This is a genomic window from Xanthomonas sp. NCPPB 3959, from assembly GCF_056675575.1.
In genome coordinates, this window is record NZ_JBWWVR010000007.1 from 1 (window position 1) to 26,696 (window position 26,696).

Consider the following 26,696-nt stretch of genomic DNA (forward strand, 5'->3'; position numbering starts at 1 on the left):
CGAGGGCCCCGCGCCCTCGATCCACTCAGCGTTTGACCTGGACTTCTGACGCCATCCACCAAGACGCGGCCGACAACACCAGACTCACCGCCAAGCGCCCGCTCGCTAAGTTTTGTTAGCCACTCTTATTCCGCAATCAAGCTGCCCAGTCGCAAAGCCCCCTCACCGTCGTGGCCCAGGGTGTCGCCCGGATTGCTCAGCCGGCAGCGGCGCAGCGACAGACACCCGCAGCCGATGCAGTCGGTGAGCTGGTCGCGCAGCGCCTGTAGTTCGCTAATGCGCGCATCCAGTTGCCCGCGCCAGCGCGCCGACATGCGCGCCCACTCCGCACGTGTGGGGGTGCGCTGCTCCGGCAACACCGAGAACGCCTCCAGCACCTGCTGCAAGGGCACGCCAAGCCGCTGCGCCACGCGGATCACCGCAATCCGCCGCAACACATCGCGCGCATAACGGCGTTGGTTGCCTGCGGTGCGCAGGCTGCGGATCAAGCCCTTGCGCTCGTAGAAATGCAATGCCGACACCGCCACGCCACTGCGCTTGGCCACTTCGCCCACGGACAACTCACGCTGCATTGCCTTGACCTCAACCTTGGTTGAGGCAGGATGCTGCGCGGCCATGACCGGTGCAAGTACCGATGTCATGGCTGTGCTCACGCTCGTTCCTGGATCTTCGATGCCCACCGACATGCCCGCCGCAATCACCACGCCCGCCACGCCACTGGGCGCCACGCAACCCACTTCCATTCTCGCCGCGCCGTATCGCGCCGCAACGCTGGGCATGGTCGCGCTGGTATCGCTCAATGCCTTCGAGTCGCTGGCGGTTGCCGCCGCCATGCCGACCGTGGCGCGCGAATTGAACGGGCTGCCGCTGTACGCGCTTGCCTTCGGTGGCACCTTGGCGACCAGCGTGGTCGGCATGACCGCCGCCGGGCGCTGGAGCGACCGACGCGGCCCGGGCGGCGCGCTGGGTGCAGGACTGCTGTGCTTTGTGATCGGGCTGTTGATCGCCGGGTTGGCGCCAAGCATGCCGCTACTCATCGCAGGGCGCTTGCTGCAAGGCCTGGGCGCCGGGGCGTATTCGGTGGCGCTGTACGTCATCGTCGGGCGCCTGTATCCGGAAGCGTTGCGGCCGCGTGTGTTTGCCGCGTTTTCCGCCGGCTGGGTGGTGCCCTCGTTGATCGGGCCCGGCATCAGCGGGCTGATCGTGCAGCACGTGGGATGGCGCTGGGTATTTCTGTCGGTGCCGCTGCTGGCGATTCCGGCCGGGCTGATGTTGTGGCCGGCCATCCGCGGGCGCGCGTGGTCGGGCGAACCGTACGCCGACTCCAACGCCGCGTTCGGCTGGGCGATCGGTGCGGCCTTGGGCGTGCTCGGCGTGTATCTGGGCGGGCAGCTGCACGGCATGCTGGCGTTGCTTGCGATGACGCCAGCGCTATTGCTCACGCTGCTCTGCGCCTGGCACCTGTTGCCGGGCGGCACGCTGCGGCTGGCGCGTGGGCTGCCCAGCGTGATCGCGCTGCGTGGCATTGCGGCGGCGGCCTTCTTCGGGTTCGAGGCGTTTCTGCCGTTGCTGCTGTCGCGCGAACGCGGCCTCTCGCCGCTGCTGGCCGGCGTGGCGCTCAGCGTGGGTGCGCTGGGGTGGTTCAGCGGCTCGTGGTATCAGGGCCATAGCCGCGCCGGCTGGGCGCGCCCACGCCTGCTCAAGATCGGTGCGTTGTTGATGTCGCTGGGCATCGTGATCAGCGCGGGCGCGGTGTGGCCGCTCATTCCGGTACCGGTGGCAATTGCCGGCTGGGCGCTGGCAGGCCTGGGCATGGGCCTGCTGTATCCGAGTCTGTCGGTGTTGATGTTGTCGTTGTCGCCACCGGCGCAACAAGGCGCGAACAGTTCGGCGCTGCAGTTGAGCGAAGCGATTGCGGTGGCCGGCATGCTGGCGCTGGCCGGCGCCTTGTTCGCTGCGCTGCTGGCTTCCGCGACGTTGGCCGCATACCTGAGCGTGTTCGCGTTGGCGTGGCTGCTGGCGATGGCGAGCTTTTTCGTGGCGCGGCGAGTGTGATGGTGTGCAATCGACTTTGCCGATCCTGCCGGGATCGTTCAAATCTCGACTGGAAAACCATCGCCGCGAGCGGTTGGTCATTTTTTCGCCACCCATCTTGACAGCGTTGCAGGCCGCGGCCTGCGCTCACTTGTCCACAGCCTTGTGCAACTTCCATCCACAGGGGGTGTGGAAAACCTGCGCTGCTCGGCCTGCAGTGAAGGGCTTGCGCGCAACCAAGGCGTGTGTAAGGCGATGAAGCGCGTTGTCTGCGCTGTGCAGGGCAGGACCATTGCGCAGAGCGCAGCCACGTAACCGGCGAACCTCACCAACGGCCACAGCTGAGGCAATCGCAACAAGCAACACCGCCACCTTGCGGTGGCGATGCGCACTCACTACTACATCAATCCACGATCACGTGCGGTACGAAGCGCGAGGTGTCGCGGGTGATCGGGCCATCGTCGTCGCGCATGCCCAGCCCGGCGGGGCGATCGGCCACGACCCAACTGCCCACCAGCGCATGCCGCCCGTCGAACACCGGCAACGGATGGTGCGCCTGCAAAATCGCCGGCCCATCCACATACGGCCCATCGGTCTGTGCGGCATCGCCCTGTGCGGTGACCAGAGAGATATTGGCGCCCTCGCGCGAGAGCAGCGGCTTGCGCACCCAGCCTGCCGTCGGCGCTTCGCCGGCTTGCGCAAAGCGTGCAGGCAGCAGATTGGGATGGCCTTGATGGCGCTCCCACAGCAGCGGCAGGATGCCCTTGTTGCTCAGCACCGATTTCCATGCCGGCTCGATCAGGCGCACACGGTTGGCAATCAATGCCGGCCCGAAGCGCTCTTCCATCATGAATTCCAGCGGGTAGAGCTTGAACAGCGTATGGATCACCCGGTCCTGCTCATCGGTGAACCAGCCATCGGCGCTCAGGCCGATATCTTCGATGGCCACTTCCTCGGTGCTGATGCCCACCTGGTGCGCGCAATCGCGCAGATACCGCACCGTGGCGCGATCCTCCAGCGAATCGCGCACCGCTGAAAAATGCATCTGCGGCCCGATCGCCCCCTCCACCGCCAGCGCGCCCAGGGTTTCGCACAGCAGATCCTGGATCAGGTTGTACTGGTCGGTGCCCTTGGGCAGCACGCCGGCGGCGATCTGCTGTTCCAGCCACAACCACTGGAAATACGCCGATTCGTACAGCGAGGTCGGCGTGTCGTAATTGAGTTCGTACAACTTGGCCGGGCCGTCGCCGGCATACGCCAGATCCATGCGGCCGTACAGGTGCGGGTCGCGGTCTTTCCACGAGTTGGCGATCCAGTCCCAGTAGAACGGCGGGATCGCCAGCTGCGTCATCAGTTGTTCCGAGCCGACCACCTCGTCCACCAACTGCATCGCCATATCGTGCAGTTCCTGGGTGGGCGCCTCGATGTCGTCCTCGATCTGGCGCAGCGAGAACGCGTAATACGCGCTTTCGTCCCAATACGGTTCGCCGTCGATGGTGTGGAAATGGAAGCCGAGCGACTCGGCCTGGTCGCGCCAATCGGTACGTTCTGCAATTGCGATCCGTTGCATGTCAGCCGCCGTACCCGGAGCTGCGCCCGCCGCTGCCGAACGAACTGCGCGCCGCCGCACTGGAGCCGAAACCCGAGCGCGACACGGTGATCGCACGCGACGGCATGTCGATGGCGCCGCTGCGCCCGCGCACGGTGCCGATACGGTTGCTGGCCAGATCGCCATTGGGTTTGTAGTAACCGCCGCTGCGGTAATCGCGATACAGCGGCATCGCGCCGCCGTAGCGATAGCCGCCGCCACCGCTCATGTTGCCCAGCGCATAGCCGAGCAGGAAGCCGCCCATCGGCGGAATCCAGCTGTGTTGCCCCTGGGTCTGACCCGGCACCTCGGTGCAGCTGCCGAACTGCGCATCGCACTCGTAGCGCGAATTGAAGCGCGGCGCAGCCTGCTGATGCTTGGCCACCGCCTCGTCATAGGCCTTGAGGCATTGCTGGATGTCGGTCTGTTCCTGCTTGATCTGGTAGCAGTCGGAGGCCGACTGCAGCACCACACCTGTCTCTGGTTCAGAACCACAACCGGTGACGAGGGCGGCCGGCAAGGCGGCCATCAAGGTGAGCTTGAGATTGCGTGAGCGCTTCATGCCTGTACTCCGTTACGGCGTGATCGCCGCAGCATTGATCAGCCCGACCGCGATCGACACGCCAGCCGAAAAGATGCCCGCCGCAGCAACGTTGTCGGTGATCTGCCGCGAGATGCGCCCGGCCACCACGTTGGCCAGCAGATACGCCACGATCTGAATCCCGCAGGCGACCGCGCCCCAGATCAGCGCATCGACCAGGCTCACCGAATGGGTGATGGCCGAATGCAGCGGCAATGCCACACCGATGAAGTTGCCGGCCAGTGCGGTGGCCGCAGCCACGTTGCCCTGCCGCAGCAAGGTGAAATCCTTGTGCGGGGTGACCAGGGTCACCAGCACCACCGCGACGATCAACACGCCCAGACCGGTGCCGAAGTAGGAAAGAAACGCGAGAAAACTCTGCAGGTTGATCGGGTTCATGACAGGACCAGGGTAGGTGGAAGACGAGCGCGCGCGCTCAGGTGATATCCAGATCGGCGACGGTGACATCGATGCCGACTGCATAGGTGACGCAGAATTCGTTGGGGCCGGAATCTTCGCCAGTGACCAGCAGGAATTCCTCACGCTGCAGCTCAGGCACATCGCGGCTGTAGAGCATGGCGTAGTGGGTCAGATCGCCATCGCGGCGCGGCGGCTGATAGCGGTACAGCACTTCGTCGTAGGCGATCGGCGGGATCCGCGCGGCATCATCGGTGGACTGGGTGGCGCGCTCCCAACGTTTGCCGGCGTAGTCGATCTGCGCCGCACCCAGATGCGGATGCTGCATCACGAACTCCTGAAATGCCTGCTTGCTGGGCGGGTTGACCGTCTCGCAATACACAAACGCCTTCATCGCTTCCAGATCGCCGCCCACCGTGGTGACCTGCAAGAACGCATCGTCGTCCAGATAGAAACGATGCAGGGAATAGCCATCGCCCAGATTGACGTGGCCATAGCACGGGATACCTTGATGGCCGCCCGGTAGCTCGGCGGTCATGGCCTCCGGCGCCATGCGATACAGGGTGGTGTCGATCTCCACCTGGCCACCGACACGCAGGCCCAGCGGCAGCGTGTGGCCGATCGCGCCGGTGCCGGACGCGGGCGCCGCGGGTTGTGGTTGACCGAACAACTTGCTGAAAAAACTCATCGTCATGCACCTTGTGGCGATGGGGAATGGGGAACGGCGGCAGTGCGCAGGGCGTGCCATGCGATGGCGTGCGCAGGCACGCGCTGCTCGGCCAGGTAATACAGCATGGCACCGGCCGCCACAGCGGTGTGTGCGGGCGGGTTCAACCGCAACGCACCATCGGGCGCGCGCAGGCCCAGCAACAAAGCGCCGCGCTGGCTGAAGTCGGCCGCCACGACGCGGTAATCCAGCGGGCCTGCATCGGCCGGAACCGCAAGACTGAACTGGGTGGGGCCATCGTCCACAGACAGCAGCTCGGCAGTGATCGCCGCGCTGCCCGGATCCTGCGCAGCGCGCGCCAGGATCTCGGCGGTCATCGGGCGAGTGCATTCGATGGCCGGATAGTGGCAATTGACCAGCCGCGCGGCGCTGCCCGAATCGAAGTGCGCCACGATGTGCGCACGCGGCGCATGCGCCATCAGCGCGAACACCGCCGCCAGGGTCTGATCGTCGGATGGCGGGTTGACGATCACCCGCGCCGCGCCCGCGATGCCCGCACGCAGATACACGTCCGTGTGCGTGTACGACTCGGCGGCGATGAAGCGCATGTGGTCTGGCATCGGGTTCTCGGCCACGCCCTCGGCGATCAGCACCACGCCTTCGTCGTCGGTGGCGGTGTCCGAGAGCAACAGTTCCAGCAAACGCGCGGAGGCGGCGCCCTGCCAGCCGATCAGGATAGTGTGCCCGCGCAGATCGGCGTAAGCCATCTTGCCCATGTAGTGGCGCCTCCAGAAAGTGATGAGCACGCCGCTGGTCTTGGCCAGCACCGTGGCGAACAGCGCCACCGCGCCCGGCATCAACACGAACGCGGCGATATAGCGCCCGGCCACCGAGCCCGGCGACAGGTCGCCGTAGCCGATGGTGGTGGCGGTGGTCATGTAGTAGTACGGAAACGCGTCCAGGCCGACGAGCTTGTGCTCGCCAGCCATCAACAACAATGCCCAACTCACGCCCATGTGGGCCAGCAGCGCCAGCGCCACCAGGCCCCAGCTGACGCGGCGCACATGGCGCCGCAGTACCCGGAACAACCGTCCGACAATGATCATGGCGCGTCCTGTGCCGTGCGGTGGATCAGCTGTCGCTGCGCGGAACCTGCTGCACGTCGCGCACCTGGCCGATCAGCGGCGCGGTGCCGCTGGCGGTGTCGTGGCCGAGTTGGGCCGGCTTCTTGAAGCGTGCCAGCACTGCGGCAGCGTTGGACTCGCCTTCCATCAGGCCGGCTGCGGCCAGACGCCGGTTCAGATCGCCGTCGCCGCTGGACGATTCGAGCTCTTCGGCCGATTCGATGCGTGCGGAAGTCTCGGCCTGACGCGCCTTGATCCGCTCCAGCGATTCCAGTGCCGAGCCCATCTTGCTGCTGGCGCCGGAGTGCCGCGCGGCAATCGCCGCCTGCGCTTTTTGCACCGCGTCGGTGGCCTTGACCGTGTCGATCTGCTGGCGCATGCCGCGCAGCTGGTTTTCGGTCTTCTGGATGGTGGCCTTGAGCGTCACCACCGACTGGTCCAGCGCCGTCTTGGAGGCCTTGTCGCCGGCGTCCTCGCTTTCCAGCGCGGCGAGCTTTGTCGCCACATCGTGGGCCAGCGATTCGTCGCCCTTGGCCAGCGCACCTTCGATATAACGCGTGTATTCGGCCATCTTGCCGGCGCGCGCGTCGATCTTCTGCTGGGCCAGCTTGCTCTGTGCCATCAGCTTGGTCAGCTCTTCGCGCGAACGCGTGAGCTGGGCGCCGGCATCGCGCATTTCCTGGTCCAGGATGCGCAGCGCATTGGCGTCGACCGCCTTCTGGCCGGTTTCGTGTGCAGTGCCACGCAGCAGCGTGATCAGCTTTGAAAAGATACTCATGACAACACGCCTTTAGGAAAAGTACGGCTTGAGAGATTCGGCGGCATCCAGCGTATTGGCCGCCAGGGTCTGGATTTCCTCGTCGATCTGGTCGAGCGTGGACGACGCCGACAGTTCGCCAAAGACCACGTAGCTGTCCTTGCCGTCGACCTGCACCAGACCCAGGTTGGACAAGGGGTTGAGCGGATTGAGCCGCAGGCAGGCATCGTTGAAGGCGGCGCGGTCGCTGACCTGGTCGGCATTGGCCAGCAGCGTGGACACGAACACCTGCGAGCCGGAGGCGGCGACCTGGATCTGCATGTCTCCGTGGTCGGCCAGGGTGAGATTGATGGCCGGTTCCAGCCCGTCGATCAGCTCGACCTCGATCGGCTGGTCGCGGTAGCGCTCGGCCAGCAGGCCGTGCAATTCGACAGTGGTGTACTGCGTCATACGATGTCCTGTCCTTTGGTCATGCAGCGGTGGTCGAGCAGCTGCGGTGATGCAGCAATGCTCGTGCAATGGGCGGACATACTACAGACTGTCCGCGACCGGCAGAAAGGGCCGGAAGTCAGCTGGTCAGGCCAGCTGCAGGCGGAAGCAGACCACCCGTTCAGTTGGCTCGAAGCCGCACGCCGCATGCGCCGCCTGGGCGCCGCTGTCTTCCAGCCGCGCATCGGAGGCCAGCTCCGCACAGCCTTGATCACGCGTCCACGCGACCGCCGCTGCCACCAGTGCACGACCGAGCCCGCGGCCGCGCCAGGCCGGAATCACATACCAACCTTCTAGAAAGCCCACCGGCGTGCTTTCGGTGCCATTGACATACTCGTGGCGCACCGACACCTCGGCAAACCCCAGCGCCGCATCCGCGTCGTCCACCACCATCAGGTAACCGGCATCTGATTGCGCCAGCGCGGCCTGCAGTTCGGCGACGCTGTCGTCGGCAACGCCACCGTCGGCATCCGGCCACAAGGCCAGGCGCAAGGCCAGCAAGGCCTGCGCATCGGCACCGACCGCCGCGCGCACCCGCCACCCGGCTGGCGCGCTCACGGATACAGCATCCGCTTGCTCCAGCGGCTGGCCGCATCGGCCTCGTAGCGCCAGCGCTCGTGCAGGCGGAAGTTGGCGCCGTACCAGAACTCGAACGCCTGCGGCACCACCCGGAACCCGCCCCAGCCATCCGGGCGCGGCACCTCGCGGCCCTCGAACGTGGCTTCGACCTTGGCGATGGCCGCGTCGAACTCCTCGCGCGAGCCCAGCGTCTGCGACTGCAGCGAGGCCCAGGCGCCGATCTGGCTCATGCGCGGGCGCGAGGCGAAGTAGGCATCGGATTCGTCCGCACTCACCAACTGCACGCCACCTTCGATACGCACCTGGATGCCGGCCTCGCGCAGGCTACGCCACAGAAACAGCAATGCCGCCTGCGGATGGGTCTGCAAATCGCGGCCCTTTGCGCTGTCCAGATGGGTGTAGAACACGAAACCGCGCGCATCGAAGGCCTTGAGCAACACGGTGCGCGCGCTCGGCCGGCCATCCACGCTGGCGGTTGCCACGGTCATCGCGCTGGCTTCCAGTTCGGCGCTGTTCTGTGCCTCGGCGTACAGCGCGGTGAAGGTGGCAAGGGCTTCTGCGTACAGATCGGTCATGACGGTGCGTGGGCAGCAAGATTGGCGCCTATTGTGGGCGCATCGCGTGTGCTTCGCCTATGTCCGCACGGTCGCAGCCATCGATCTGCCTGCGGCGGCGGCAGGTGTCGATGCCGAGGCACGCAGTCGCACGTCACACCGCACGAATGGTTTCAGGCCACGTCAATCGGCCCGGCGCGCGGGCGTGAATGCTACGATCCCTGCGCATGAACCCCGCTCCCAATCTCGTGATGGTCGGCCCGATGGGCGCCGGAAAAAGCTGCATCGGCCGTCGTCTGGCCGAGCGCTTCGGGCTGGAGTTCGTCGATGTGGATCAGGCCATCGTCGAGCAGGCGGGCAAGAGCATCCCGGCCATTTTCGAACAGCACGGCGAAGCACGGTTTCGCCAGCACGAACTCGAGACCCTGCAGGCACTGCTGGAGCAGGACAACAAGTTGATTTCCACCGGTGGTGGCGCAGTGCTGGATCCGCTCAACCGCCAGCGCATCCGCGAGCGCGGCTTTGTGGTCTATCTGCATGTGAGCGTGCCGGCGCAGTTGACGCGGCTGGCGCGCGACCGCAATCGCCCGCTGTTGCAGCGCGCCGACCGCGAGCAGGTGCTGCACGCGATGGCCGCGCAGCGCACCCCGCTGTACCAGGAGGTCGCCGACCTCAGCCTGGAAACCGATCATTTCTCCCCCGCCGAGGCCACCGCACAGCTGGTGCTGCGCCTGGCCGCGCAATGGCGCATGTCGAGTACCCCCGCATGACACTTCCCCGTTCCTCGCGCAGCGTCGATGTCGACGGCGCGCAGCCCTACACCATCACCATCGCGCCCGGCCTGCTGGCCGACGGCGCGCGCCTGGCCAGCCATGTGCGCGGCCGCCACGTGCTGCTGCTCAGCGACTCGCAGGTGGCCCCGCATTACGCAGCCGCGGTGCGCAATGCCCTTTTGCAGGCGCGCCCGGACCTGCAGCTCGGCGAGCTGGTGATCGCCGCTGGCGAAGCCTCCAAGACGCTGGATAACTTCGGCGCTGCGATCGCTGCGCTGGCCGAATTGGGCGCAACCCGCGACGCCTGCGTGTTCGCACTCGGCGGCGGCGTGGTCGGCGATCTGGCCGGCTTCGCAGCGGCCTGCTGGATGCGCGGGGTGGATTGCGTGCAGCTGCCCACCAGCCTGCTGGCGATGGTGGATTCCTCGGTCGGCGGCAAGACTGCGGTGGATATCCCGCAGGGCAAGAACCTGGTCGGCGCGTTTCATCCGCCACGCGCAGTCATTGCCGACACCGACACCCTGCGCACCCTGCCACCGCGCGAGCTACGTGCAGGTCTGGCCGAGGTGATCAAGTACGGCGCCATCCGCGACCCGTTGTTCTTCCAGTGGCTGCATGCCGAGCGCCGCGCACTGCTGGACAGCGACGCCGCAGCGCTGGCCCAGGCCATTGCGCGCAGCTGCGAGCACAAGGCCGAGATCGTGGCGCGGGATCCGCTGGAAAAAGGCGAGCGCGCCCTGCTCAACCTGGGCCACACCTTCGGCCACGCGATCGAGACCGAACAAGGCTACGGCGCTCCCGGCAACGACAACCTCAACCATGGCGAAGCCGTGGCGGTGGGCATGGTGCTGGCCGCACGGCTCTCGGCCGCGCTGGGCATGAGCACTGCGCAGGACACCGAGGCACTGCGCGCCCTGCTGCACGACTTCGACCTGCCCACCGAGATCCCGGCCGGTCTGTCGCCGGAAGCGCTGCTGGGGCGCATGCGGCTGGACAAGAAGAACATCGCCGGCCGCCTGCGCCTGGTGTTGTGGCGCGGCATCGGCAAGGCCGAGGTGGTGCCCGATGTGGACGAGGCCGCGGTGCTGAAGATTCTGGCGGGCTGAGGTGTACGCGTTTGGCCGGCTGCGGCAGTAAGCGCGATCCAACATCCCGGAAAACGCAGCGTCGTTCGTACCCACGCTGCCAGGTCGGGCACGCTGCAGCCTGCCTTATCCAATCCCGAATCCCCACGCCCTAATCCCTGCCTCCCAGCCTTCAGCACCGCCCGGCTACAATTGGCGCCATGCGTATCCACTTGCAACACGATCCCGGCGGCAATGCGCCGCTGCGTTATGTCCAGCTGACCCTGCAACCGGATCTGTTCGGTGGCTGGGAGCTGCTGCGCGAGAGCGGCGAGATCGGTGGACGCTCGCAGCTGCGACGCGACCAATATCTGCTGCAGGATGAGGCGGACCGGGCCTTCGACAAGGCACGCGACACCCACCTCAAACGCGGCTTCCAACTCATCACCGGCGGCGCCGACGCGCCGCGCTGAGGAACACCATGCTCAAGAACGATCGCCTGTTGCGTGCCCTGAACCGCCAGCCCGTCGACCGCACCCCCGTGTGGCTGATGCGCCAGGCCGGCCGGTATCTGCCGGAATACCGCGCCACCCGCGCGCGCGCCGGTAGCTTTTTGGGCATGGCCAAGAACCCCGAGATCGCCTGCGAAGTGACGCTGCAACCGCTGCAGCGCTTTCCGCTGGACGCAGCGATCCTGTTCTCCGACATCCTGACAATTCCCGATGCGATGGGCCTGGAGCTGTACTTCGTCGAGGGCGAAGGTCCCAAGTTCCGCCATCCGGTGCGCGATGCGGCCGCGATCCATCGGCTGGGCGTGCCAGACATGGAAACCGAGCTGCGTTACGTGATGGATGCGGTGCGCCTGATCCGCCGCGAGCTGGATGGTGCGGTGCCGCTGATCGGTTTCTCCGGCAGCCCGTGGACGCTGGCCTGCTACATGATCGAAGGCGGCGGCAGCAAAGAATACGCGCGCATCAAGGCAATGGCCTTCAACGCGCCAGAGGTGCTGCATCACCTGCTCAGCACCGTCACCGATGCAGTGATCGCCTATCTGTCGGCACAACGCGCGGCCGGCGCGCAGGCGCTGCAGGTGTTCGACACCTGGGGCGGCGTGTTGTCGCCGGCGATGTACCGCGAATTCTCGCTGCCCTATCTCACCCGTATCGCGCGTGAGCTGGAGCGTGGCGACGGCGCCGAGCGCACCCCGCTGGTGTTGTTCGGCAAGGGCAACGGCGCCTACGTGAGCGAACTGGCCGCCAGCGGCGCCGAAGCGGTGGGCGTGGACTGGACCATCTCGCTGGCCGACGCCGCACAGCGCGCCGGTGGCCGCGTCGCCCTGCAAGGCAACCTGGACCCGGCCACCCTGTACGGCTCGCCCGAGGCGATCCGCGCCGAGGTCGGCAAGACCCTGGACAGCTACGCCCAAGGCAACGGCGGCTCGCGCGAAGGCCACGTCTTCAACCTCGGCCACGGCATGTCGCCGGACATGAATCCCGAACATGTTGGCGTGCTGGTGGAAGCGGTGCAGACGCTGAGCAAGCGGTAATGCGCCGCGCGATCGACAGCACCCGCACGTGCTGTCGGTCGCCACGCAGCGCGCGTACGCGATCGGGTCATCAACTGCGCGGCGTTTTGCTGATTGGTGCATGAGCGGATGCAGCGCGGGACCGCCGGAGCACCTCGAGTTGCCTGCCGACCTTGGCGTGCAGCGCCCTCAAGCAGGCGCTCTGCACCGCCGGCAAACCCGGCGCGCACTGCCGTGAAAGCATCTCGCAAGGGCATCCGCAGCAGTTGCGGATTTGCTGCGAATTGTGTTCAAGAGCGACCGCAGGTCGTCACCAGCGGCCGTCAGATGGGCGCGGAGAAATTGTAGTGTCCGCGTGTGCCTGCCGAGCATCGGCCGCGCCCGTCCGGCGATCGCACGGTGATGCAATGAGTTGCCCTAAACCAAGCGCATCCCACCGACTTCGTGCGGCAGTCAGCTTGTCATCCTGCCTGTGTCGATGCGATACGACGCAGACGTCGTTGAACTCTCACTGTCAATCGCTCAGGCCGGGACGCTGGGCGAAGCCGCGCACCATCAGGAGGCCGTGCACCAGCAGCAGGTGCGCCATGCCTCTGCATACGACCTCCACCGGAGCGGCGGCGGTGGTCATGCCACCCACGCTTGGCACGCAGCGCCGCCGATAAACCCACGCCAGGCGATACTGCACACCGTTGCGGACAGCTCGCTGCCCGGCTCGCTGCGACTGCAAACCAGCTCGCTATAGCCGTTCAAGCATTTGTAGACCGCGCACCCTCTCCCTCTTCCGCACGTCAGCCAAGCACAGTCTGACCGCGCAACGGCAACACGTCGTTGCGATAGGGCGGGCGTCACACACGACCAAGCGGACGCGAGCTATCGGGCCCGGGCTGAGATAATCGGACGTTACTGGTATTGCGCAGCGGGTTTATGCAAACGCCGTTGCGATTCACCCATGAATTCCCCGCACGGCGTTCCAAATCGCCGCATCGCTACGCATGCCGCTCTAAAGCGGATCGGGCTTCACGTCGATAAACCCGGCATTGCCGTCGTTTAAACCAATTTTTCCGAGCCAAGGAGATCTACTGTTTCTCCACGGTGATGCGGTGCCACTGCAACACATCTCCGGACAGGCAGGCCGCCTGCCGAACCTCGACATCGTCACGTTTGTTCAAGCGCTTCACTCATTCGAGAAACAGGGAGAAAAGCATGGCATTTCCAACCGCCGTCAACGACCAGATCACCGACTCCGTCACCCAAGCCAATACCAAGGTGCTGGGCGATGCCCCGGCCATCGCCATGGGCAATCTGTACCAGGCCACCGCGCAGGCGCTGGCCAATGCAGCCCATAACGCGACCAACGCGCAGCAGCAGAGTTATGTCACTGCGCAGTCTTCAACCACGATGGGTGTCGCCACCCTGTACTCCATCGATACCGCCACCACCGGGGTAGCGACCAAGCAGATTCTGAGCACTGGCGTGAAGGGCCTGGGCTAAGTCAATCGTGATTTCTGGCACACAAGGAGCAAGCAATGGCATTTCCGACCGCAGTCAATAATCAGATCACCGATTCCGTTACCCAAGTAAATACCAAGGTTCTGGGCGACGCACCGGCGATCGCGATGGGCAATCTGTATCAGGCAACTGCGCAAGCGTTGGCAAATGCTGCCCACAACGCAACCAACGCGCAACAGCAGAGCTATGTCACTGCGCAATCGGCCACCACGATGGGCGTGGCGACGCTGTACTCCATCGACACCGCCACCACCGGCGTCGTCACCAAGCAGATCCTGGGCGTCTGACGGCCCGGCTAACGCCAAGGACATTCGCCAATGGCATTTCCCACCGCCGTCAACGATCAGATCACCGACTCGGTCACCCAGGCAAACCTGCAGGTGCTGGGAAGCTCCCCTGCCGCAGCCATGGGCAATCTGTATCAGGCCACCGCGCAGGCGCTGGCAAACGCGGCCCACAACGCAACACTCGCGCAACAACAGATGTATGTCACCGCACAGGCAGCAACCACCATGGGCGTTTCGCTGCTGTACTCGCTCGATACCGGCGCCACGGGTGCCGCCACCAAGAAGATGCTCGGCTAACCGCTAACGCCGCAGGCTCTTCGTTCTTTCACTACCTCAAGGAGTTTTCACCATGGCCTTTCCGACTGCCGTCAACAGCCAGATCACCGATTCCGTTTCTCAAGTCAACACCAAGGTCCTCGGCGATGCGCCGGCGATCGCAATGGGCAACTTGTTCGTCGCCACCAGCCAGGCGCTGTCCAACGCCGCGCACAACGCCACCAACAACCAGCAGCAGTCCTACGTGACGATGCAGGCATCGACGACGCAGGGCGTGTCTACGCTGTATTCGATCGACACCGCGTCCGACGGCGTCGCTACCAGGGAAATCCTGAGCGCCGGGCTCCGGTAATCGGCAGCCAGGCGCCGCTGCCACAGCGCGGGCGGCGCCTGGTTCGATACGCGATGCCTTTGTAACTACCACGCAGTTCGCTGGTCGAATCGAGAAAGGACGCCTCATGCTGCAACTACGCCATATTCCCACGTCCAACACCCTGGACGTCGTAGTGAGACTGATCAGGGGCCGCACCATTGTGGCGACGTTCGCGCCGCACCAAAAGGCGGTGATCAACGTCGAGTTCGACGGCATCCTGCCTGTGATTCCCGGAGCGCAGCCGTTGGTCTATCGCCAGAAGCTGGACCGCGTGATCGACGTACCGCACGGCAATTTTGCATTCCTCGAGCGCGTGCCCGATGGCGTGGCCTTGCAGTACGCGTGCAAACACGCGCCACAAAACACCGTCATGTTCTCGGCGTCGGCTGGCGTCGCACAGCGCAGGCCGTCGTTGGCTTAGGACGCCAACGCCAATGCCCCGTCATGGAGCCAAGCGCGCATGCCGCAAGCGTTGCCAGTCTGGTGGGCAATGCCGCCACAGGTGCGGCGATGGCCATCGGGCAGGCACCGGCCTTTGCAATGGGAGCGACCTATCTGGCGCTGTCGGATTCCATCGCCCTCGCAATGGAAAACGCAGTCGCCAACCAGCAGCGCGGACAGGTGCTTGCCGATGCAGCCCTTACTCAAATCCTTGCCTTAATCATCCAGAAGGGAGCGACTTCGTCATGATCGACGACAGTAGCGTGAACAGCCAGGTCGTCGATGCGGTGAGCAGCATCGTGACGCTGACCACCGGTCAGGCGCCCGCACAGGCGCTCGGCATGCTCGATGCCGTGATGCTGGAGACGCTGGGCATGGCGATGCACAACGCCGTCAATCGGCAGCAAGGCGCCGGCATGATCAATGCAGCAGCGATCACCGCCGCCTGCGCCAAGATGATCTCGGCACCGTTCCCGGTTCCGCCGCCACCACCGCCTGCACCACCCGGACCACCACCGACGGTCGCGCCGTTGCCCGGCCCGCCCCCCGTACCGCCCCCGCCTGCAGCACTCATCGCCGCTGCAGCGGCGGAAGCCAAGGTGGCCGTCGACGTGCTGAAAACGCAAGCGCAGGGCGCCTCGGCAGATGCCGCGACCGCAACCGCCGACCTCTTGGAAGTGCATGCACTGAGCGTACCGCCGCCCCTGCCCGCTACTCCTCCCGCCTCCGGCGCCGGCCCCGATGATGCTGCCACTCCTGATGCTCCTGCTGCTGCACCCGCAACTTCACCCGCAACTGCAGCTGCTGGCACACCCCCTGTTGTTCCTGCATCTGCATCTGCTGCTCCTGCTGCACCTGCATCTGCATCTATCCCTGCACCTGCACCTGCGCCGCCTGCTCAGTCCTAGGCCGTCTGCAGAGATGAGGTCATCCCCCCCTACCACCAGGCCTCATTGAAAGGCGGCCGATCATTCCATGGGAACCAAGATGGAACCGACAAAGGTCAATGCGCAGGTCATCGATGTCATCAACCAGGTGCAGCTGGCGACCATGAGCCCGCAGGTCGTGCTGACCAGCGGAGCCGGCAAAGCCTACCAATCGGTGGCGCAGTCGACCGCCATCGCGGTGCAGGACGCCACCGACGCGTTGCGCAATGTCTCCACGATTGCGACCACCGCGGTCGGCGTGGCGATGGCGCAGTACTTGGCCACCGGGGATGACAAGTACGTCACTGCACTTACCAAGGCGCAGGAGCTGATGCAGGGCGCCACCGACGACTTTGCCAGGATCGGTTCGGCGGCCGGGCTGGTGCTGAAGAATTTCCCCGCTGGTTGAACTCACAAGGAGTCACGCAATGTCCGTTTCGATCGCAGGCCGCCTGATCTCGATGCCCACGATGCTCTCGACGCTGGGCAGGCAGTGCCTGGCCTTCATCGATGGAGGCACGCAATGGTTGGCCTGGGCGATCCAGTCGCCCGGTGTGCGCTACGACTTTCCCGACGAGAGCAGCTTGCTCGACGAAGTGCAGCAAGGCCTGCATGGCTCGCGCCTGGCCTTGTTGCCACAGTTGGAGCTGAAGGTCAGCCCGGTCAAGCTGATGACCTTGAGCCCGACCGACCTGGGCACGCTGGCGCAAGCCGAAGCCGGCGACACCGGTTCGGTGGTCAAGGCGCAGCTGCAGCGGATCTTTCGCGACAACGCCCTGTACACCGCAAGCGACCTGGCCGCAGGCCGCAGCCTGCTGACACAGTTGAAGGTCGATGGCGCCGGCGTGTTCCAGTCGCTGGACCTGGAAGAAAGCCTGGCGCTACGCCAACTGGCCGCAGACGCGCCGCCAGCCAACGTGACGCCGGCACTGCAGCAGGAGGCAGCAGCATTCGCTATCGAGCAGGCGCGGACGCCGCTGGAATTCTGCGATTACTACCGCTTCTATCTGGCCTGCACCGCCACGATCGCAGCTGTGGACGAACGCGCGCATGCGGCAGCATCGGCACTGCAGACGCTGTTGCCGCAGCTGTTCACCACCCTGGATTGCCCACAGGTCCAGGGGCTGCCTTCGCCCAACGAGGTTGAACGCAGCGTTGCCGAATGGCTGGCACGCGGTCGCCAGATCGGCTTCGCGCGGCTATCGCTGGCGGCCCAGCAGATCGTCCAGCACACACGCTACCGAGGCGACGGCGACGACCAGGCGGCAGGCGACGCGATCCGCCTCTACCTGCAGTCGGCACAGGCATTCCTGGCAGCCAGCCGGCCCAGCCGTGGGGTGCTGGGCCAGGATGGCAGCAGCTGCATGTTCTCCATGCACAACGACGCCCTGGCTGCGCTGCTGCAGGTCAACAACGGCGTCATCTCGCTACGCGATTTCGGTGCGGCACCCGCGCCCAACAGCCCGCCGCCCGCTGCGGAGACGGAGGCCTCGGAATGAACGCATCGAGCTCGCTTCCCGCGGCCACCGATCAGGCCCCGCCTGCGATCAGCGCCGCCGACGCGGCTCGCGACGCAGTGCACGCAGGACGCGCAGCCGCCCTGGCGGCCGCACGCCAGACCATGACGCAAGCCGAATACGCACTGGGCGAAATGCTGCGCACGCTCGCAGCGCAGCGCCCGCCCGATACCGCACCACTCACGGTAACGATCCAGCCATCGCGCACCGATGCCCTTGCCCCACTCCATCCCGCTTCCCCTTCAGGAGACACCAGCATGTCCGACGATACCCAGCCCACGCCGCCGGCTCAGACCGCAGTCGCGGCTACCTCCACCACGGCGCAAGCGCCCGCGTTGTCGCAAGCAGAGGCCGCGCTGAAAGCGGCGCAAGCCCAGATCGATCAAGCGATGGCGGCCAGCAACATGGCAGTGCAGGCGGCGATGCAGGCCGCAACCGCGGCGACTGCCGCAGCCGGCAACGGCCAGGCTGCCGATAGCGCAACGCAAGCATTGCAGCAGGCCGACCAGGCCGCCGCCGCTGCGGTCGCCGCCGCACAGCAGCAGGCCGAGCAGGCGATGGCGGCAACGTCGTCGGCCAATCCAAACACTGGCGACGGAACAAGCAGTTGATGAATCGATGCGTTTCGGCGTTGCGTTGACGCCCGTTCTTACGGTGAACCATCCGGTCTCTTCAGAGGCCGGTCACCCGATTCTCCACCGCCAAGGCAACCAAACAGCGCGGCCCGCTTGCGCCGGCAATCTCGACCCGGTCCAGCCAACGCTCGATCCGAAGGAATTCCGACATGACGTTCTATGCAGGCTTCGACACCGATCAATTCCCAGGACTTCCCGCGCTGCAGTGGCTCAAAACGCAGACCGGCCTGACGTGGTGCGGCTACTATCTGGCGCCCGCACCAAGCCATGCCGATACCGGCTGGATGGGCCAACGTGACGCGTTGATCGCGCAGGGCTGGGGCCTGGCCCCCGTCTACCTCGGCCAGCAGACGGTCGGCCCCGGTTCGCACGAAGTCACCGCCCGACAGGGCAGCATCGACGGCGCACAGGCCGCAGCGCTGGCACGCAGTGAAGGCTTTCCCCAGGGTGCGGTCGTCTATCTCGACTGGGAAGATGGCGGCAGCCCGCCCCAACCAGCCATCGACTACATCCGCATGTGGATCGCCGCGCTGGCGGAGCGTGGCTACTCGCCAGGCCTGTACTGCTCGCACGCGCGCGCAGTGGAATTGCTGTCGCGGATCGGCCCCGGCCCATCCCAACGCGTCTGGGCCTGGCGCGTCTCGATGGCAGGCCGTCATCGCTATGCCGGCGACATCCAACACATCCAGGCAGGCGACCCGGCCGGCTGCGGCTATTCCCAAGCCCTGCTCTGGCAATACGAACAGGATGCGGTGCTGTCGCTTCCCGGCACGCCCTGCGACGGACTTGAAGTCGACCTCAGCTATTCGACCCATGCCGATCCAAGCGTGCCGTGATTGCGTCTGCGTTCTGCGTCAAGGAGAAGCCGAATGCATGAATGCGAACAAGAGCGTGAAAAGCACCGTGCCGCCAGCCGGGCACTCACCACATCGATCAACGATGCCAAGCAATATCCCAACGTTCGCTATGCGGTCATTCAAACCTTGACACAACTGGACAAACGCATCAGCGGCCTCAATCAGACCGAGGACGACTGCATAGTGACCAAGCAGACCCCGCACCTGGGTCGGTGCCTCGTGCGCATCCATCTCACAGGAAGCAATGCACTCAATGCCTGCCTGAGCGAGGACACCGATCCGCTACATAACGGTACTTCGGGATGGAAGATGCAAATTCTCGTCAACCCATGGCTTCCGGCAAGAGCTCAAGGAAACTGCTACAGACAGGCGAAAAAGATCGTTTCCGATGAATTAACTGCCGCTCGCATGCAGGTTGCGCGCGGCTTGCATCGAGACACTCAGATCAGGCTTAAAATCGATCCTGCAGGGACGCCGAATCAGCATTTTGGCGTCCGAACGATAAACCTTCTTGATACCAGAAGCGGAACGCTTCACGCGACAAACCTAATTTGCGACCAGCTAGAACGCACACAAAATCCTCCTAGATTCGACTCACCTGATCTGAAACCATACGCTCAACGCTGGGCACCCAAAAACGTCGATAAACGCTTACTCGACCACTTTGGAAAGGGCAATCCCGGGACAGAATCCAAAAACAGCGGAGCTCCAACAACACCCACACCAAGCATTCTGACCAGAAACCGAGGACATTTCAGTAGAACTTATCGCCTCGCATACACCTGGCATTTCGAGCGAGGTTCAGCAGGAGCGGACGCCAGCCATTCTCGATGGAACAAACACAACATCGAGGGAGAAGACACAACATGCAAGGATGATGTAAGCACTCACCATGTACTGATGAAGCTTATCGAAATAACCATCCTGAGGCCCGATACGATCGACGCCATCATGGCCTGGTCCGACCTTGAACGTTATCGACCGATGAGCAGGGATCCGGCGCTCGGAAAGCTATCGCTCCCAAGCCTGGATTACCACTTCCGCGAAAATATGATAGCACTGTGCAAAATTGCCGACAGCAATTCGCGGCACAAGCAAACGCGGAGCGAGTACGAGAAGCGTTTTATTAGCCTACACGACTCAACCATATTGTTTGACCAGGCAAGCAGGAAAAGCGATATGGCGCAAGCAGACCAACAGGACCCCTACCGCACACATTTCCTGACGATACTCAACGCCATCGCCGGGAGAACATTTAAGGATGAAGATCCCAGCAGGCTCATGAAGGAATTGATGACATCAGTCGAATTAAGGAGCATCTCCCTTGATCCCCGACGCAGTCTCGCCGATCAAGCGCTCAATGCCGACACGGCAACGCTGCAACGCATTGCGCACGCACGCGGCACCCTACAAGCGTTGGTCCACCGAATTCATCGCACTGCATTTCCTGAACTACCACCGCTATCAGCGGCGTTCAGCGACGACCTTGCGTTGATCGATTTACTCAAGAGACATCCATACATCGATGTTGAACGATTTCCATTCCTTGGCATGGACATGGCCGCTGTAGTTCGCATCCCTTACGAGAACCAGATGAAGCTGGAATTAGCAGACTTTTCCAGATCGCTTGACGATTTCCCGTTTATACGCATGCATCGACACAGCACCCCGCGACCGGGAAACATCAGCCATGAAACGACGCTTGCCTTGTATAACGAGAACACGGTGTTGGGCTTGATCACCCTCACCAGCGCAACCCCATATGAGGCGCCATTCCACCCTGTCGGAAAGGACCTTAAAAGATGCCACGCATCATTACTGGATATACAAGCACAACGCAAAGCGGCTATCGCATTGACCGAAGGCTACGTACTGCGAAGACAATTGGGGCTGCAATACGAGTTTATTCAAAACGCTTTGTCCGAGCACTCACGGCTGTATTAAGTGCAAACACATCCATGCGCAAGCCCTCGCCCCGGGTCTTCCTGTGAGCGAACTGTTCTACGAACCCATCGCTGGCGGCATTCAGCCGCTGCCTATTGAACGGCAAGCCGCAGACCACCGTATCAGCAACAGGATTGCTGTCATGGCGCGCTCGACCTGGCGCTGAGACAGGCCGGTAGGCATGTTCCGTTTCGTCATGAAAGGAGATGTGAGATGACAGTGCTACTCAACTCGATGTCAGGACAAGACAATTCCGTCGGCATCGTGGGCATGTCGCGCCATCAGGGATGGTGGAACCATTCGCCAAACATGCGCTACGAAGTCAACCCCGACCGTGGACTGATCTCCTGGACCGAGCAAAATCTCGGAATCGGATCCTCAAGATTATCGCGCTCCCCACTGCTGGAGCAGTTTACCGGGCATACGGCTGTTATTTCCCGTGTCGGCGGGCAGGTCCAACTCGTGAGAGGACTTGTGCCAAACGTGACGGGCTACCCCTGGGCGTTCTTCGGCGAAGGGGGAGGCGGCCATTGGCAGGACGACGTTGCCATGCTGAGCGACCCTACCTGCATCAGTTTCGAGATACCGGTGACTGCGGAAGATGCCGAGAATTTCCCACAATGGTTCGATGTGGCGTCGTCGCAAATTAACGTTTATGCATTGAGGAGTGGAGACGGATTCAACAGCTTCAACTGTGTTCTTGCATCTCTTACGATCCTCATAAACTACCTTCTCGACTCAACAAACGACTACTCCAACTATGTTTCTCAGCTGACAAAAGTCGAGGATTCACTACAGGGCCACCTGATGCAGAACATGATGGGCGGATTCCAATAGACCATCAAAGCCACTCGCTTTCCGTGGACTGGGAACGTATCAGTTGGCGAAAATCAAATCGACCAACATCATCGATACCCGCCTACCACCTTCCAGAGCATTGCCTACCCTGGAGGATTCCAGGATACCCACCTCGCAGCGCCATGCCGCGATATCGCACCCTGTTGTCATCCCAATCCGAAGGGACGCAGGCTTTATTAATCAGAAAGCTTGGAGGCGATCATAATGTCTGTTTTCACAGTTTTTTTCTGCGGAACTGGCTCAAACAGCGAAGACTGCAATAGCGCAAACTATCTGAATGGCGAGCTCATCTCGACATTGGCACGCAATCATCAGGGAATCGAGTTTGACGACTGGATCCTCGCAGACGGGCCAGGCAGCGGAAACCATCAGGAAGATCACAAATGGACCCGTCCGGGATATTATCTAAAGCCCAGAGGAATCGTCCTTGGTGCAGGCTGGGAGGAGAACGTCAAGCATGCGATTGCGGTGATCAAGAAGGATCCCACCTACATGCGCACCAAGATGACGGATACGGAAAGGCGCATTCTTCGTAATGAAATGGTCAAGGCCAGGCCGACAGGCCATGACATGCCCATCGACTTCGGCGGGGTCTTTCGCAAGCCAGACCGGAAGATCACGCCGCAAGCCTTGCAGAATGAGAGGGCGCGGATCCTGCAGACGCCGTTGCCTACCTGCGTGAACCTGGTCGGCTGGAGCCGCGGCGCCGTAACTTGCCACATGATGGCGAACGCAATGCGCGCAGACCCAGAACTTGGCGATATTCCCGTCAACATCTTTGCAGTGGATCCTGTGCCGGGCCCCGGAAATTTCCAGGCCAGCAGGACCACCTTGGGCGCCAATGTCCTCAATTATTTTGCGGTATATGCGCGAGATGAGAGATCCGTGGGATTCGCCCCGATCATTCCGGATGTGCCAGAGAGCAACAGGTTGCTGTCGCTACCAGGCAGGCACGCCACACTGACCGGAAACGCCTTCGCAAATGGGGTAAACAAGGGCGCACAGAGCTTCTCAGCGCCGGGAAAGGTCGTGCGACATTTGGCGGAAGAATTTTTAAAAAGCAACGGGACTCAGCTCGAGTCGTGCCTGAACCTCAATGATATGGAATTACTTGGTCTATACGACGAGATACTCAGGGACAATGAAGGCTACGTTGCGATGCGTAGTCACACCTACACCTTTCCCGAACATGCCTGGGGAAGCACGGACAGAAATGTGGGGGTCGGCTCCGGCTACTGGGGGGTGGGGCTGGGCTCATTGCCGATGTTACGGCAGCCTCCGGTTTTCGTGAATTGGCATCACCGCGACCTCTATGTCAAGCAGTTTGCGAATGCCATTGAAGAGGCCGAACTGCTAATTGCAGCGGCATTGATTCAAAGCCCGCTTCCGGTCACCACTGGCCGCCTCTACCAGGTATACGACTCCGTACTGGGTCACGAGAGGGACCCAGTACGAGGCTTGTAAGAACGTCGCATTTGCGGCTAGTCAGTCCCAACTGCGATATGGGCGTTACGGAACTCACGCGGGCTCACCCCGACCAGCCGTCGGAAGCTCTTCTCGAAATGGCTCAGATCACCGAAGCCCACCTTCAGCGCCACCTCGGTGATGCGCAATTTCCGTTGCTGATGCAAAAGCTCCTTGGCCTTTTCGATGCGGAGCTGCTGCAGCATCGGTTTGAACGGGGTACCCAGTTCGTCGCGGAACAGGAAGCCTAGATGCGACTGGCTGACGTGCGCCTGCCTGGCCAGGTCGCCCAGGGTCAGCGGCTCGGCGTAGTGCTCGCCCAGATGCACCAGGGCACGCCGCAGCGCGTCGTGCAGGCTAGCGAGACGTTGGCCGGGGCGATGCGGAAGGCCGTCGATCCAGTCGACAGGCGTTTCCGGCGGCGTGGGCTCTGCCGGAGGATCGGCCTGTCGCGACACCGTGGCGCGCCCATCGCGCTGCGTGTCTTGCTCCCGGCCTTCCAACAGACGCGGTGCGTGGCGCTGGATGTCGGCGCTGCCGACCGGCCTGCCGGCGGTCATGACCGCCAGGCGCAGCACCACCCGCTCCAGCTCCTGGAGGTTTTCCGGCCATGGGTAGTGGGTCAAAGCGTCCATCAGCACTTCGGTGACCACCTGACCATGATCTAGGCCATGCCGTTCCAGCACGTGCTCGACATGAAAGACGATATCTGCCCGCCGCTTGCGCAACGGCGCGAGCTCGATTGCCAGGACATCCAGTTGCGACAGCAGCGCGCGTGAGAAGCGCCCCGCACGCACGCGGCGCGACAGATCGGCGGTCGTGGAGGCGATCACCCGCGGCAAGGCCTCGTAGCCCGACACAGCCCACGGTGTGTATCTACCCCGAAGATGCCCAGCAAGCTGACGCTGTAGCGCGTCGTCGAGCTCGTCCACGCCCTGCAGGAACAGCGTTCCTCCCGCCGCGCGCTCGAACCATATTGCCGGCGTGTCGTCGGGCGCGGCGCAGTCAACCGCAACGAACGACCCCTCTCGCCAGGGCGCAGTTGCATGCAGCAAAACCGCCACTTCCTCCTTCTCGGTACCGAACTCGCCGCGCACGATGACTGGCAAGCGACTGTCTGCGGCCTGCTCGATGAACGCATCGATCATCCAGACGTCTTCGCAGACCCCCGTTATCATCAATGATCGAGCGAGCCGATCTTCCGCCAAGGTCCGCGCTGCATCGCGCTTGATCAGATAAGCACAACACTTTGCGATCTGCTGACACAGCATCATCGCTTGCGTGGTCATGCCGCCGTGGGCCTGGGTCACGTGCAGCGTACCGAGCACCTGCCTGGCGTGCTGGACGGGAAAACAACGCTTCATCGTTGCTTGGTTGTCCGCCTGATCCGAAGCAGGCAGATCGCTTTCCTCCACTCCGAAAAACTCGCATGTCGCGCCATTCAATATCTCGCTCTGTGCCAATTCCGCAACAATCTTGCCGAGCATTGCCGCCAAGCGATCGCCTGGGAGATAGCCGCGCTGTAATAGATTGAAGACCTGCTTTTCCATGGAATGTCCGACCTGATCACTGGCGCGCTCAGAAGGCGGCCATACCCAAGTCGCGCCATCCCTGACCAGACCGTCGGCAAAGCTCCAAGAAATGAATTCCGCTCTTTAGGTTCAACGCTCCCCTCGCCTCCCGCTCGATCGATCCATCGCAACGCAGGGAAACCCTTGCTTGCCTTGGCTGGACCCGTTTGAGGCGTAAGAGATTCGCCAGCGAATCAACCGCTTGTCGCAAGCCATATCGGGCATTAGCACGCCGCCACTGCCCTGTCCCGACGATTCGTGACGTGTGGCTGGCCTGACATTCAATTGGGTGAGGTTCGTCTCATTCATTGCCGATGCAGCGATACATCGCTGCGACGGACTCAAGCAACGGCGTACCGCATGCCGTTGCGACTTTCTGCACAGTGGCGCGGGGATAATGCGTCGTCCTCCCTACGACGATGCTCATGTCTCAGCCCGTTCCCGTCTTACGTGACTACGACAGCATCAAGCCGTTGCTGTGGCTGGTGTCGCTGGCAATCTTCATGCAGATGCTGGATGCGACCATCGTCAACACCGCGTTGCCGTCGATGGCGGCGAGCCTGCATGAAAGCCCGCTGCAGATGCAGTCGGTGGTTTTCAGTTATGCGTTGGCGGTGGCGATGTTCATCCCCGCATCGGGCTGGATTGCGGATCGCTTCGGCACCCGGCGCACCTTCTTGGCCGCGATCATCGTTTTCACGCTGGGCTCGTTGTTGTGCGCGGCCGCGCAACAGTTGCCGCAGCTGGTGGCAGCGCGCGTGGTGCAGGGCATCGGTGGCGCGATGTTACTGCCGGTAGGCCGCCTGGCGGTGCTCAAGACGGTGGCGCGCGCCGACTTCCTGCGTGCGATGAGTTTCATCGCGATTCCGGCACTGATCGGTCCGCTGATCGGCCCCACCTTGGGCGGATATCTGGTCGAAGTCGCCTCCTGGCACTGGGTGTTCTTGATCAATCTGCCGATCGGCGCGATCGGGTTTATCGCTGCACTCAAGATCATGCCGGATCACTATGGCGATGCGCGCAAGCGCTTCGATCTCATCGGCTATCTGATGCTGGCGTTCGGCATGGTGGCGCTGTCGCTGGCCTTGGACGGCATCTCCGAACTCGGCCTGCGCCACGCCTTCGTGATGCTGCTGGCGATCGGCGGGCTGGCGGCGTTGGCCGGTTACTGGTTGCATGCGGCCAGCGCGCCGGCGGCGTTGTTTCCGCTGGCCTTGTTCAAGGTGGCCAGCTTTCGCATCGGTATTTTGGGCAACCTGTTTGCGCGCGTGGGCAGCGGCTCGATGCCGTTCCTGATTCCGCTGTTATTGCAGGTGGGCCTGGGCATGAGCCCGATGCATGCGGGGCTGATGATGGTGCCGGTGGCGCTGGCCGGCATGGTCGCCAAACGCGCCGCAGTCAAGTTGGTCGGCCGCTTCGGTTACCGCCGCATCCTGATGCTCAACACCGTATTGGTGGGACTGGCGATGGCCAGCTTCGCCTTGATCGATGTCGGTCAACCGCTATGGCTGCGGCTGGTGCAGCTGGCGTGCTTTGGCGCGGTGAACTCGCTGCAATTTACCGTCATGAATACCGTCACCTTACGTGATCTGGACCGCGACCAGGCCAGCCCCGGCAATAGCCTGCTGTCGATGGTGATGATGTTGGCCACCGGCTTCGGCGCGGCGGCGGCGGGCAGTCTGCTGGCCGCCTTCAACACGCATCTGGGCGACAGCCACGGCGCCACCGCAGCGCTGCATGCCACCTTCCTGTGCGTGGGCGGCATCACCTTGTCCTCGACATTGATCTTCTGGCAGCTGGCCGAAACACGGCCGCATCCCAAACATGTGGAAGAAGTTGCCGAGTAGCCATACGTGTGCGGCAGTACCTGGTGCAGTACGTGAG

32 protein-coding genes are annotated in these 26,696 nt (G+C 63.4%); 21 read left to right on the forward strand and 11 right to left on the reverse strand.

Annotated features, from left to right (window positions below):
• Positions 1 to 125: 125 nt before the first annotated feature.
• Positions 126 to 572 carry a redox-sensitive transcriptional activator SoxR gene (gene soxR, locus AC1KVG_RS09685; protein ID WP_043889844.1) on the reverse strand — a complete coding sequence of 149 codons (447 nt, stop codon included), beginning with the start codon at positions 570 to 572 and terminating at the stop codon, positions 126 to 128.
• A 112-nt stretch (positions 573 to 684) separates the two neighbouring features.
• Between soxR and AC1KVG_RS09690 the strand changes: the two genes are divergently transcribed.
• Positions 685 to 2,055: an MFS transporter gene (locus AC1KVG_RS09690; protein WP_481094382.1), complete on the forward strand. Its 1,371-nt coding sequence runs from the start codon at positions 685 to 687 to the stop codon at positions 2,053 to 2,055.
• Between the two features lie 382 nt (positions 2,056 to 2,437).
• On the opposite strand, the gene AC1KVG_RS09695 is transcribed toward AC1KVG_RS09690, so the two are convergent.
• The 9 genes from AC1KVG_RS09695 to pdxH all read right to left on the reverse strand — a co-directional run bounded on the left by AC1KVG_RS09695 (position 2,438) and on the right by pdxH (position 8,810).
• Positions 2,438 to 3,604, reverse strand: coding sequence for a glutathionylspermidine synthase family protein (locus AC1KVG_RS09695; RefSeq protein ID WP_481094263.1), 1,167 nt, complete (start codon positions 3,602 to 3,604; stop codon positions 2,438 to 2,440).
• A 1-nt stretch (position 3,605) separates the two neighbouring features.
• On the reverse strand, positions 3,606 to 4,184 hold the full coding sequence (locus AC1KVG_RS09700) for a DUF1190 domain-containing protein (protein WP_006449069.1): 579 nt from the start codon (positions 4,182 to 4,184) through the stop codon (positions 3,606 to 3,608).
• Positions 4,185 to 4,196: 12 nt separating this feature from the next.
• A complete protein-coding gene (locus tag AC1KVG_RS09705) occupies positions 4,197 to 4,601 on the reverse strand; it encodes a DUF350 domain-containing protein (protein WP_006449070.1) in 405 nt (134 codons plus the stop codon).
• Positions 4,602 to 4,638: 37 nt separating this feature from the next.
• Complete coding sequence (locus tag AC1KVG_RS09710; RefSeq protein WP_481094264.1) at positions 4,639 to 5,313, reverse strand: YjfK family protein; 675 nt, start codon at positions 5,311 to 5,313, stop codon at positions 4,639 to 4,641.
• A complete protein-coding gene (locus tag AC1KVG_RS09715; RefSeq protein ID WP_481094265.1) occupies positions 5,310 to 6,392 on the reverse strand; it encodes a potassium channel family protein in 1,083 nt (360 codons plus the stop codon). The genes AC1KVG_RS09710 and AC1KVG_RS09715 overlap by 4 nt, the downstream gene beginning before the upstream one ends.
• Positions 6,393 to 6,417: 25 nt before the next feature.
• A complete protein-coding gene (locus AC1KVG_RS09720) occupies positions 6,418 to 7,188 on the reverse strand; it encodes a PspA/IM30 family protein (protein ID WP_023904670.1) in 771 nt (256 codons plus the stop codon).
• 12 nt (positions 7,189 to 7,200) lie between these two features.
• Positions 7,201 to 7,617, reverse strand: a complete 417-nt coding sequence (locus AC1KVG_RS09725) for a YjfI family protein (protein ID WP_006449074.1) — start codon at positions 7,615 to 7,617, stop codon at positions 7,201 to 7,203.
• A gap of 126 nt (positions 7,618 to 7,743) precedes the next feature.
• Positions 7,744 to 8,214 (reverse strand): aminoglycoside 6'-N-acetyltransferase, encoded by a 471-nt coding sequence (gene aac(6'), locus AC1KVG_RS09730; protein ID WP_481094266.1) that lies wholly within the window; start codon positions 8,212 to 8,214, stop codon positions 7,744 to 7,746.
• Positions 8,211 to 8,810 (reverse strand): pyridoxamine 5'-phosphate oxidase, encoded by a 600-nt coding sequence (gene pdxH, locus AC1KVG_RS09735; RefSeq protein WP_074057342.1) that lies wholly within the window; start codon positions 8,808 to 8,810, stop codon positions 8,211 to 8,213. The genes aac(6') and pdxH overlap by 4 nt, the downstream gene beginning before the upstream one ends.
• Positions 8,811 to 9,016: 206 nt before the next feature.
• Here pdxH and AC1KVG_RS09740 point away from each other — a divergent pair, with 206 nt between their 5' ends.
• From AC1KVG_RS09740 to AC1KVG_RS09830, 19 genes are all read left to right on the forward strand, one after another.
• The gene (locus AC1KVG_RS09740) at positions 9,017 to 9,559 is read left to right on the forward strand and encodes a shikimate kinase (protein WP_043889342.1); all 543 of its coding nucleotides are present in this window, start codon (positions 9,017 to 9,019) and stop codon (positions 9,557 to 9,559) included.
• Positions 9,556 to 10,668: a 3-dehydroquinate synthase gene (gene aroB, locus AC1KVG_RS09745; protein WP_481094267.1), complete on the forward strand. Its 1,113-nt coding sequence runs from the start codon at positions 9,556 to 9,558 to the stop codon at positions 10,666 to 10,668. The genes AC1KVG_RS09740 and aroB overlap by 4 nt, the downstream gene beginning before the upstream one ends.
• 179 nt (positions 10,669 to 10,847) lie before the next feature.
• Entirely contained in the window at positions 10,848 to 11,099 is a 252-nt protein-coding gene (locus AC1KVG_RS09750) for a WGR domain-containing protein (protein ID WP_006449079.1), read from the forward strand.
• 8 nt (positions 11,100 to 11,107) lie between these two features.
• Complete coding sequence (gene hemE, locus AC1KVG_RS09755) at positions 11,108 to 12,172, forward strand: uroporphyrinogen decarboxylase (protein WP_115040620.1); 1,065 nt, start codon at positions 11,108 to 11,110, stop codon at positions 12,170 to 12,172.
• A gap of 1,185 nt (positions 12,173 to 13,357) precedes the next feature.
• Positions 13,358 to 13,645, forward strand: a complete 288-nt coding sequence (locus AC1KVG_RS09760) for a RebB family R body protein (protein WP_115040621.1) — start codon at positions 13,358 to 13,360, stop codon at positions 13,643 to 13,645.
• 35 nt (positions 13,646 to 13,680) lie between these two features.
• Complete coding sequence (locus AC1KVG_RS09765; RefSeq protein WP_022973269.1) at positions 13,681 to 13,950, forward strand: RebB family R body protein; 270 nt, start codon at positions 13,681 to 13,683, stop codon at positions 13,948 to 13,950.
• Positions 13,951 to 13,980: 30 nt separating this feature from the next.
• The gene (locus AC1KVG_RS09770; protein WP_317062861.1) at positions 13,981 to 14,247 is read left to right on the forward strand and encodes a RebB family R body protein; all 267 of its coding nucleotides are present in this window, start codon (positions 13,981 to 13,983) and stop codon (positions 14,245 to 14,247) included.
• A gap of 52 nt (positions 14,248 to 14,299) precedes the next feature.
• Positions 14,300 to 14,578: a RebB family R body protein gene (locus AC1KVG_RS09775; RefSeq protein WP_022973268.1), complete on the forward strand. Its 279-nt coding sequence runs from the start codon at positions 14,300 to 14,302 to the stop codon at positions 14,576 to 14,578.
• A 106-nt stretch (positions 14,579 to 14,684) separates the two neighbouring features.
• A complete protein-coding gene (locus AC1KVG_RS09780; protein ID WP_115040623.1) occupies positions 14,685 to 15,020 on the forward strand; it encodes a hypothetical protein in 336 nt (111 codons plus the stop codon).
• Between the two features lie 89 nt (positions 15,021 to 15,109).
• Entirely contained in the window at positions 15,110 to 15,289 is a 180-nt protein-coding gene (locus AC1KVG_RS09785) for a RebB family R body protein (protein WP_043931546.1), read from the forward strand.
• Positions 15,286 to 15,948 carry a RebB family R body protein gene (locus tag AC1KVG_RS09790; RefSeq protein ID WP_481094268.1) on the forward strand — a complete coding sequence of 221 codons (663 nt, stop codon included), beginning with the start codon at positions 15,286 to 15,288 and terminating at the stop codon, positions 15,946 to 15,948. The genes AC1KVG_RS09785 and AC1KVG_RS09790 overlap by 4 nt, the downstream gene beginning before the upstream one ends.
• 79 nt (positions 15,949 to 16,027) lie before the next feature.
• Entirely contained in the window at positions 16,028 to 16,375 is a 348-nt protein-coding gene (locus AC1KVG_RS09795) for a hypothetical protein (protein WP_115040715.1), read from the forward strand.
• Positions 16,376 to 16,394: 19 nt separating this feature from the next.
• Positions 16,395 to 17,465: a hypothetical protein gene (locus AC1KVG_RS09800; RefSeq protein ID WP_481094269.1), complete on the forward strand. Its 1,071-nt coding sequence runs from the start codon at positions 16,395 to 16,397 to the stop codon at positions 17,463 to 17,465.
• Positions 17,462 to 18,094 (forward strand): hypothetical protein, encoded by a 633-nt coding sequence (locus AC1KVG_RS09805; RefSeq protein WP_481094270.1) that lies wholly within the window; start codon positions 17,462 to 17,464, stop codon positions 18,092 to 18,094. The genes AC1KVG_RS09800 and AC1KVG_RS09805 overlap by 4 nt, the downstream gene beginning before the upstream one ends.
• Positions 18,095 to 18,267: 173 nt before the next feature.
• Entirely contained in the window at positions 18,268 to 18,954 is a 687-nt protein-coding gene (locus AC1KVG_RS09810) for a glycoside hydrolase domain-containing protein (RefSeq protein WP_481094271.1), read from the forward strand.
• Positions 18,955 to 18,987: 33 nt separating this feature from the next.
• The gene (locus AC1KVG_RS09815) at positions 18,988 to 20,919 is read left to right on the forward strand and encodes a hypothetical protein (RefSeq protein WP_481094272.1); all 1,932 of its coding nucleotides are present in this window, start codon (positions 18,988 to 18,990) and stop codon (positions 20,917 to 20,919) included.
• Positions 20,920 to 20,962: 43 nt separating this feature from the next.
• On the forward strand, positions 20,963 to 21,085 hold the full coding sequence (locus AC1KVG_RS09820; RefSeq protein ID WP_481094273.1) for a hypothetical protein: 123 nt from the start codon (positions 20,963 to 20,965) through the stop codon (positions 21,083 to 21,085).
• A 47-nt stretch (positions 21,086 to 21,132) separates the two neighbouring features.
• A complete protein-coding gene (locus AC1KVG_RS09825) occupies positions 21,133 to 21,756 on the forward strand; it encodes a hypothetical protein (protein ID WP_238601873.1) in 624 nt (207 codons plus the stop codon).
• Positions 21,757 to 21,981: 225 nt separating this feature from the next.
• On the forward strand, positions 21,982 to 23,241 hold the full coding sequence (locus AC1KVG_RS09830; protein WP_481094274.1) for a hypothetical protein: 1,260 nt from the start codon (positions 21,982 to 21,984) through the stop codon (positions 23,239 to 23,241).
• A gap of 17 nt (positions 23,242 to 23,258) precedes the next feature.
• Here the strand turns inward: AC1KVG_RS09830 and AC1KVG_RS09835 are convergent, their stop codons facing one another.
• Positions 23,259 to 24,791 carry a helix-turn-helix domain-containing protein gene (locus tag AC1KVG_RS09835; RefSeq protein ID WP_481094275.1) on the reverse strand — a complete coding sequence of 511 codons (1,533 nt, stop codon included), beginning with the start codon at positions 24,789 to 24,791 and terminating at the stop codon, positions 23,259 to 23,261.
• Positions 24,792 to 25,237: 446 nt separating this feature from the next.
• On the opposite strand from AC1KVG_RS09835, the gene mdtD reads away from it, so the two are divergent.
• Entirely contained in the window at positions 25,238 to 26,659 is a 1,422-nt protein-coding gene (gene mdtD, locus AC1KVG_RS09840) for a multidrug transporter subunit MdtD (protein ID WP_481094276.1), read from the forward strand.
• Positions 26,660 to 26,696: the final 37 nt, after the last annotated feature.

What these genes read in the sequence shown, in the direction of transcription:
- AC1KVG_RS09800 (WP_481094269.1), top strand. Translation starts at nt 16,395, where the DNA reads ATGTCCGTTTCGATCGCAGGCCGCCTGATCTCGATGCCCACGATGCTC.
- AC1KVG_RS09805 (WP_481094270.1), top strand. Translation starts at nt 17,462, where the DNA reads ATGAACGCATCGAGCTCGCTTCCCGCGGCCACCGATCAGGCCCCGCCT.
- hemE (WP_115040620.1), top strand. Translation starts at nt 11,108, where the DNA reads ATGCTCAAGAACGATCGCCTGTTGCGTGCCCTGAACCGCCAGCCCGTC.
- pdxH (WP_074057342.1), bottom strand. Translation starts at nt 8,810, where the DNA reads ATGACCGATCTGTACGCAGAAGCCCTTGCCACCTTCACCGCGCTGTAC.
- AC1KVG_RS09720 (WP_023904670.1), bottom strand. Translation starts at nt 7,188, where the DNA reads ATGAGTATCTTTTCAAAGCTGATCACGCTGCTGCGTGGCACTGCACAC.
- soxR (WP_043889844.1), bottom strand. Translation starts at nt 572, where the DNA reads ATGCAGCGTGAGTTGTCCGTGGGCGAAGTGGCCAAGCGCAGTGGCGTG.
- AC1KVG_RS09775 (WP_022973268.1), top strand. Translation starts at nt 14,300, where the DNA reads ATGGCCTTTCCGACTGCCGTCAACAGCCAGATCACCGATTCCGTTTCT.
- AC1KVG_RS09695 (WP_481094263.1), bottom strand. Translation starts at nt 3,604, where the DNA reads ATGCAACGGATCGCAATTGCAGAACGTACCGATTGGCGCGACCAGGCC.
- AC1KVG_RS09790 (WP_481094268.1), top strand. Translation starts at nt 15,286, where the DNA reads ATGATCGACGACAGTAGCGTGAACAGCCAGGTCGTCGATGCGGTGAGC.
- AC1KVG_RS09795 (WP_115040715.1), top strand. Translation starts at nt 16,028, where the DNA reads ATGGAACCGACAAAGGTCAATGCGCAGGTCATCGATGTCATCAACCAG.
- AC1KVG_RS09825 (WP_238601873.1), top strand. Translation starts at nt 21,133, where the DNA reads ATGACAGTGCTACTCAACTCGATGTCAGGACAAGACAATTCCGTCGGC.
- AC1KVG_RS09690 (WP_481094382.1), top strand. Translation starts at nt 685, where the DNA reads ATGCCCGCCGCAATCACCACGCCCGCCACGCCACTGGGCGCCACGCAA.
- AC1KVG_RS09835 (WP_481094275.1), bottom strand. Translation starts at nt 24,791, where the DNA reads ATGGAAAAGCAGGTCTTCAATCTATTACAGCGCGGCTATCTCCCAGGC.
- AC1KVG_RS09815 (WP_481094272.1), top strand. Translation starts at nt 18,988, where the DNA reads ATGCATGAATGCGAACAAGAGCGTGAAAAGCACCGTGCCGCCAGCCGG.
- AC1KVG_RS09785 (WP_043931546.1), top strand. Translation starts at nt 15,110, where the DNA reads ATGGCCATCGGGCAGGCACCGGCCTTTGCAATGGGAGCGACCTATCTG.
- AC1KVG_RS09750 (WP_006449079.1), top strand. Translation starts at nt 10,848, where the DNA reads ATGCGTATCCACTTGCAACACGATCCCGGCGGCAATGCGCCGCTGCGT.
- AC1KVG_RS09765 (WP_022973269.1), top strand. Translation starts at nt 13,681, where the DNA reads ATGGCATTTCCGACCGCAGTCAATAATCAGATCACCGATTCCGTTACC.
- AC1KVG_RS09780 (WP_115040623.1), top strand. Translation starts at nt 14,685, where the DNA reads ATGCTGCAACTACGCCATATTCCCACGTCCAACACCCTGGACGTCGTA.
- AC1KVG_RS09740 (WP_043889342.1), top strand. Translation starts at nt 9,017, where the DNA reads ATGAACCCCGCTCCCAATCTCGTGATGGTCGGCCCGATGGGCGCCGGA.
- AC1KVG_RS09770 (WP_317062861.1), top strand. Translation starts at nt 13,981, where the DNA reads ATGGCATTTCCCACCGCCGTCAACGATCAGATCACCGACTCGGTCACC.
- mdtD (WP_481094276.1), top strand. Translation starts at nt 25,238, where the DNA reads ATGTCTCAGCCCGTTCCCGTCTTACGTGACTACGACAGCATCAAGCCG.
- AC1KVG_RS09810 (WP_481094271.1), top strand. Translation starts at nt 18,268, where the DNA reads ATGACGTTCTATGCAGGCTTCGACACCGATCAATTCCCAGGACTTCCC.
- AC1KVG_RS09725 (WP_006449074.1), bottom strand. Translation starts at nt 7,617, where the DNA reads ATGACGCAGTACACCACTGTCGAATTGCACGGCCTGCTGGCCGAGCGC.
- AC1KVG_RS09710 (WP_481094264.1), bottom strand. Translation starts at nt 5,313, where the DNA reads ATGACGATGAGTTTTTTCAGCAAGTTGTTCGGTCAACCACAACCCGCG.
- AC1KVG_RS09715 (WP_481094265.1), bottom strand. Translation starts at nt 6,392, where the DNA reads ATGATCATTGTCGGACGGTTGTTCCGGGTACTGCGGCGCCATGTGCGC.
- aroB (WP_481094267.1), top strand. Translation starts at nt 9,556, where the DNA reads ATGACACTTCCCCGTTCCTCGCGCAGCGTCGATGTCGACGGCGCGCAG.
- AC1KVG_RS09705 (WP_006449070.1), bottom strand. Translation starts at nt 4,601, where the DNA reads ATGAACCCGATCAACCTGCAGAGTTTTCTCGCGTTTCTTTCCTACTTC.
- AC1KVG_RS09760 (WP_115040621.1), top strand. Translation starts at nt 13,358, where the DNA reads ATGGCATTTCCAACCGCCGTCAACGACCAGATCACCGACTCCGTCACC.
- AC1KVG_RS09700 (WP_006449069.1), bottom strand. Translation starts at nt 4,184, where the DNA reads ATGAAGCGCTCACGCAATCTCAAGCTCACCTTGATGGCCGCCTTGCCG.
- AC1KVG_RS09830 (WP_481094274.1), top strand. Translation starts at nt 21,982, where the DNA reads ATGTCTGTTTTCACAGTTTTTTTCTGCGGAACTGGCTCAAACAGCGAA.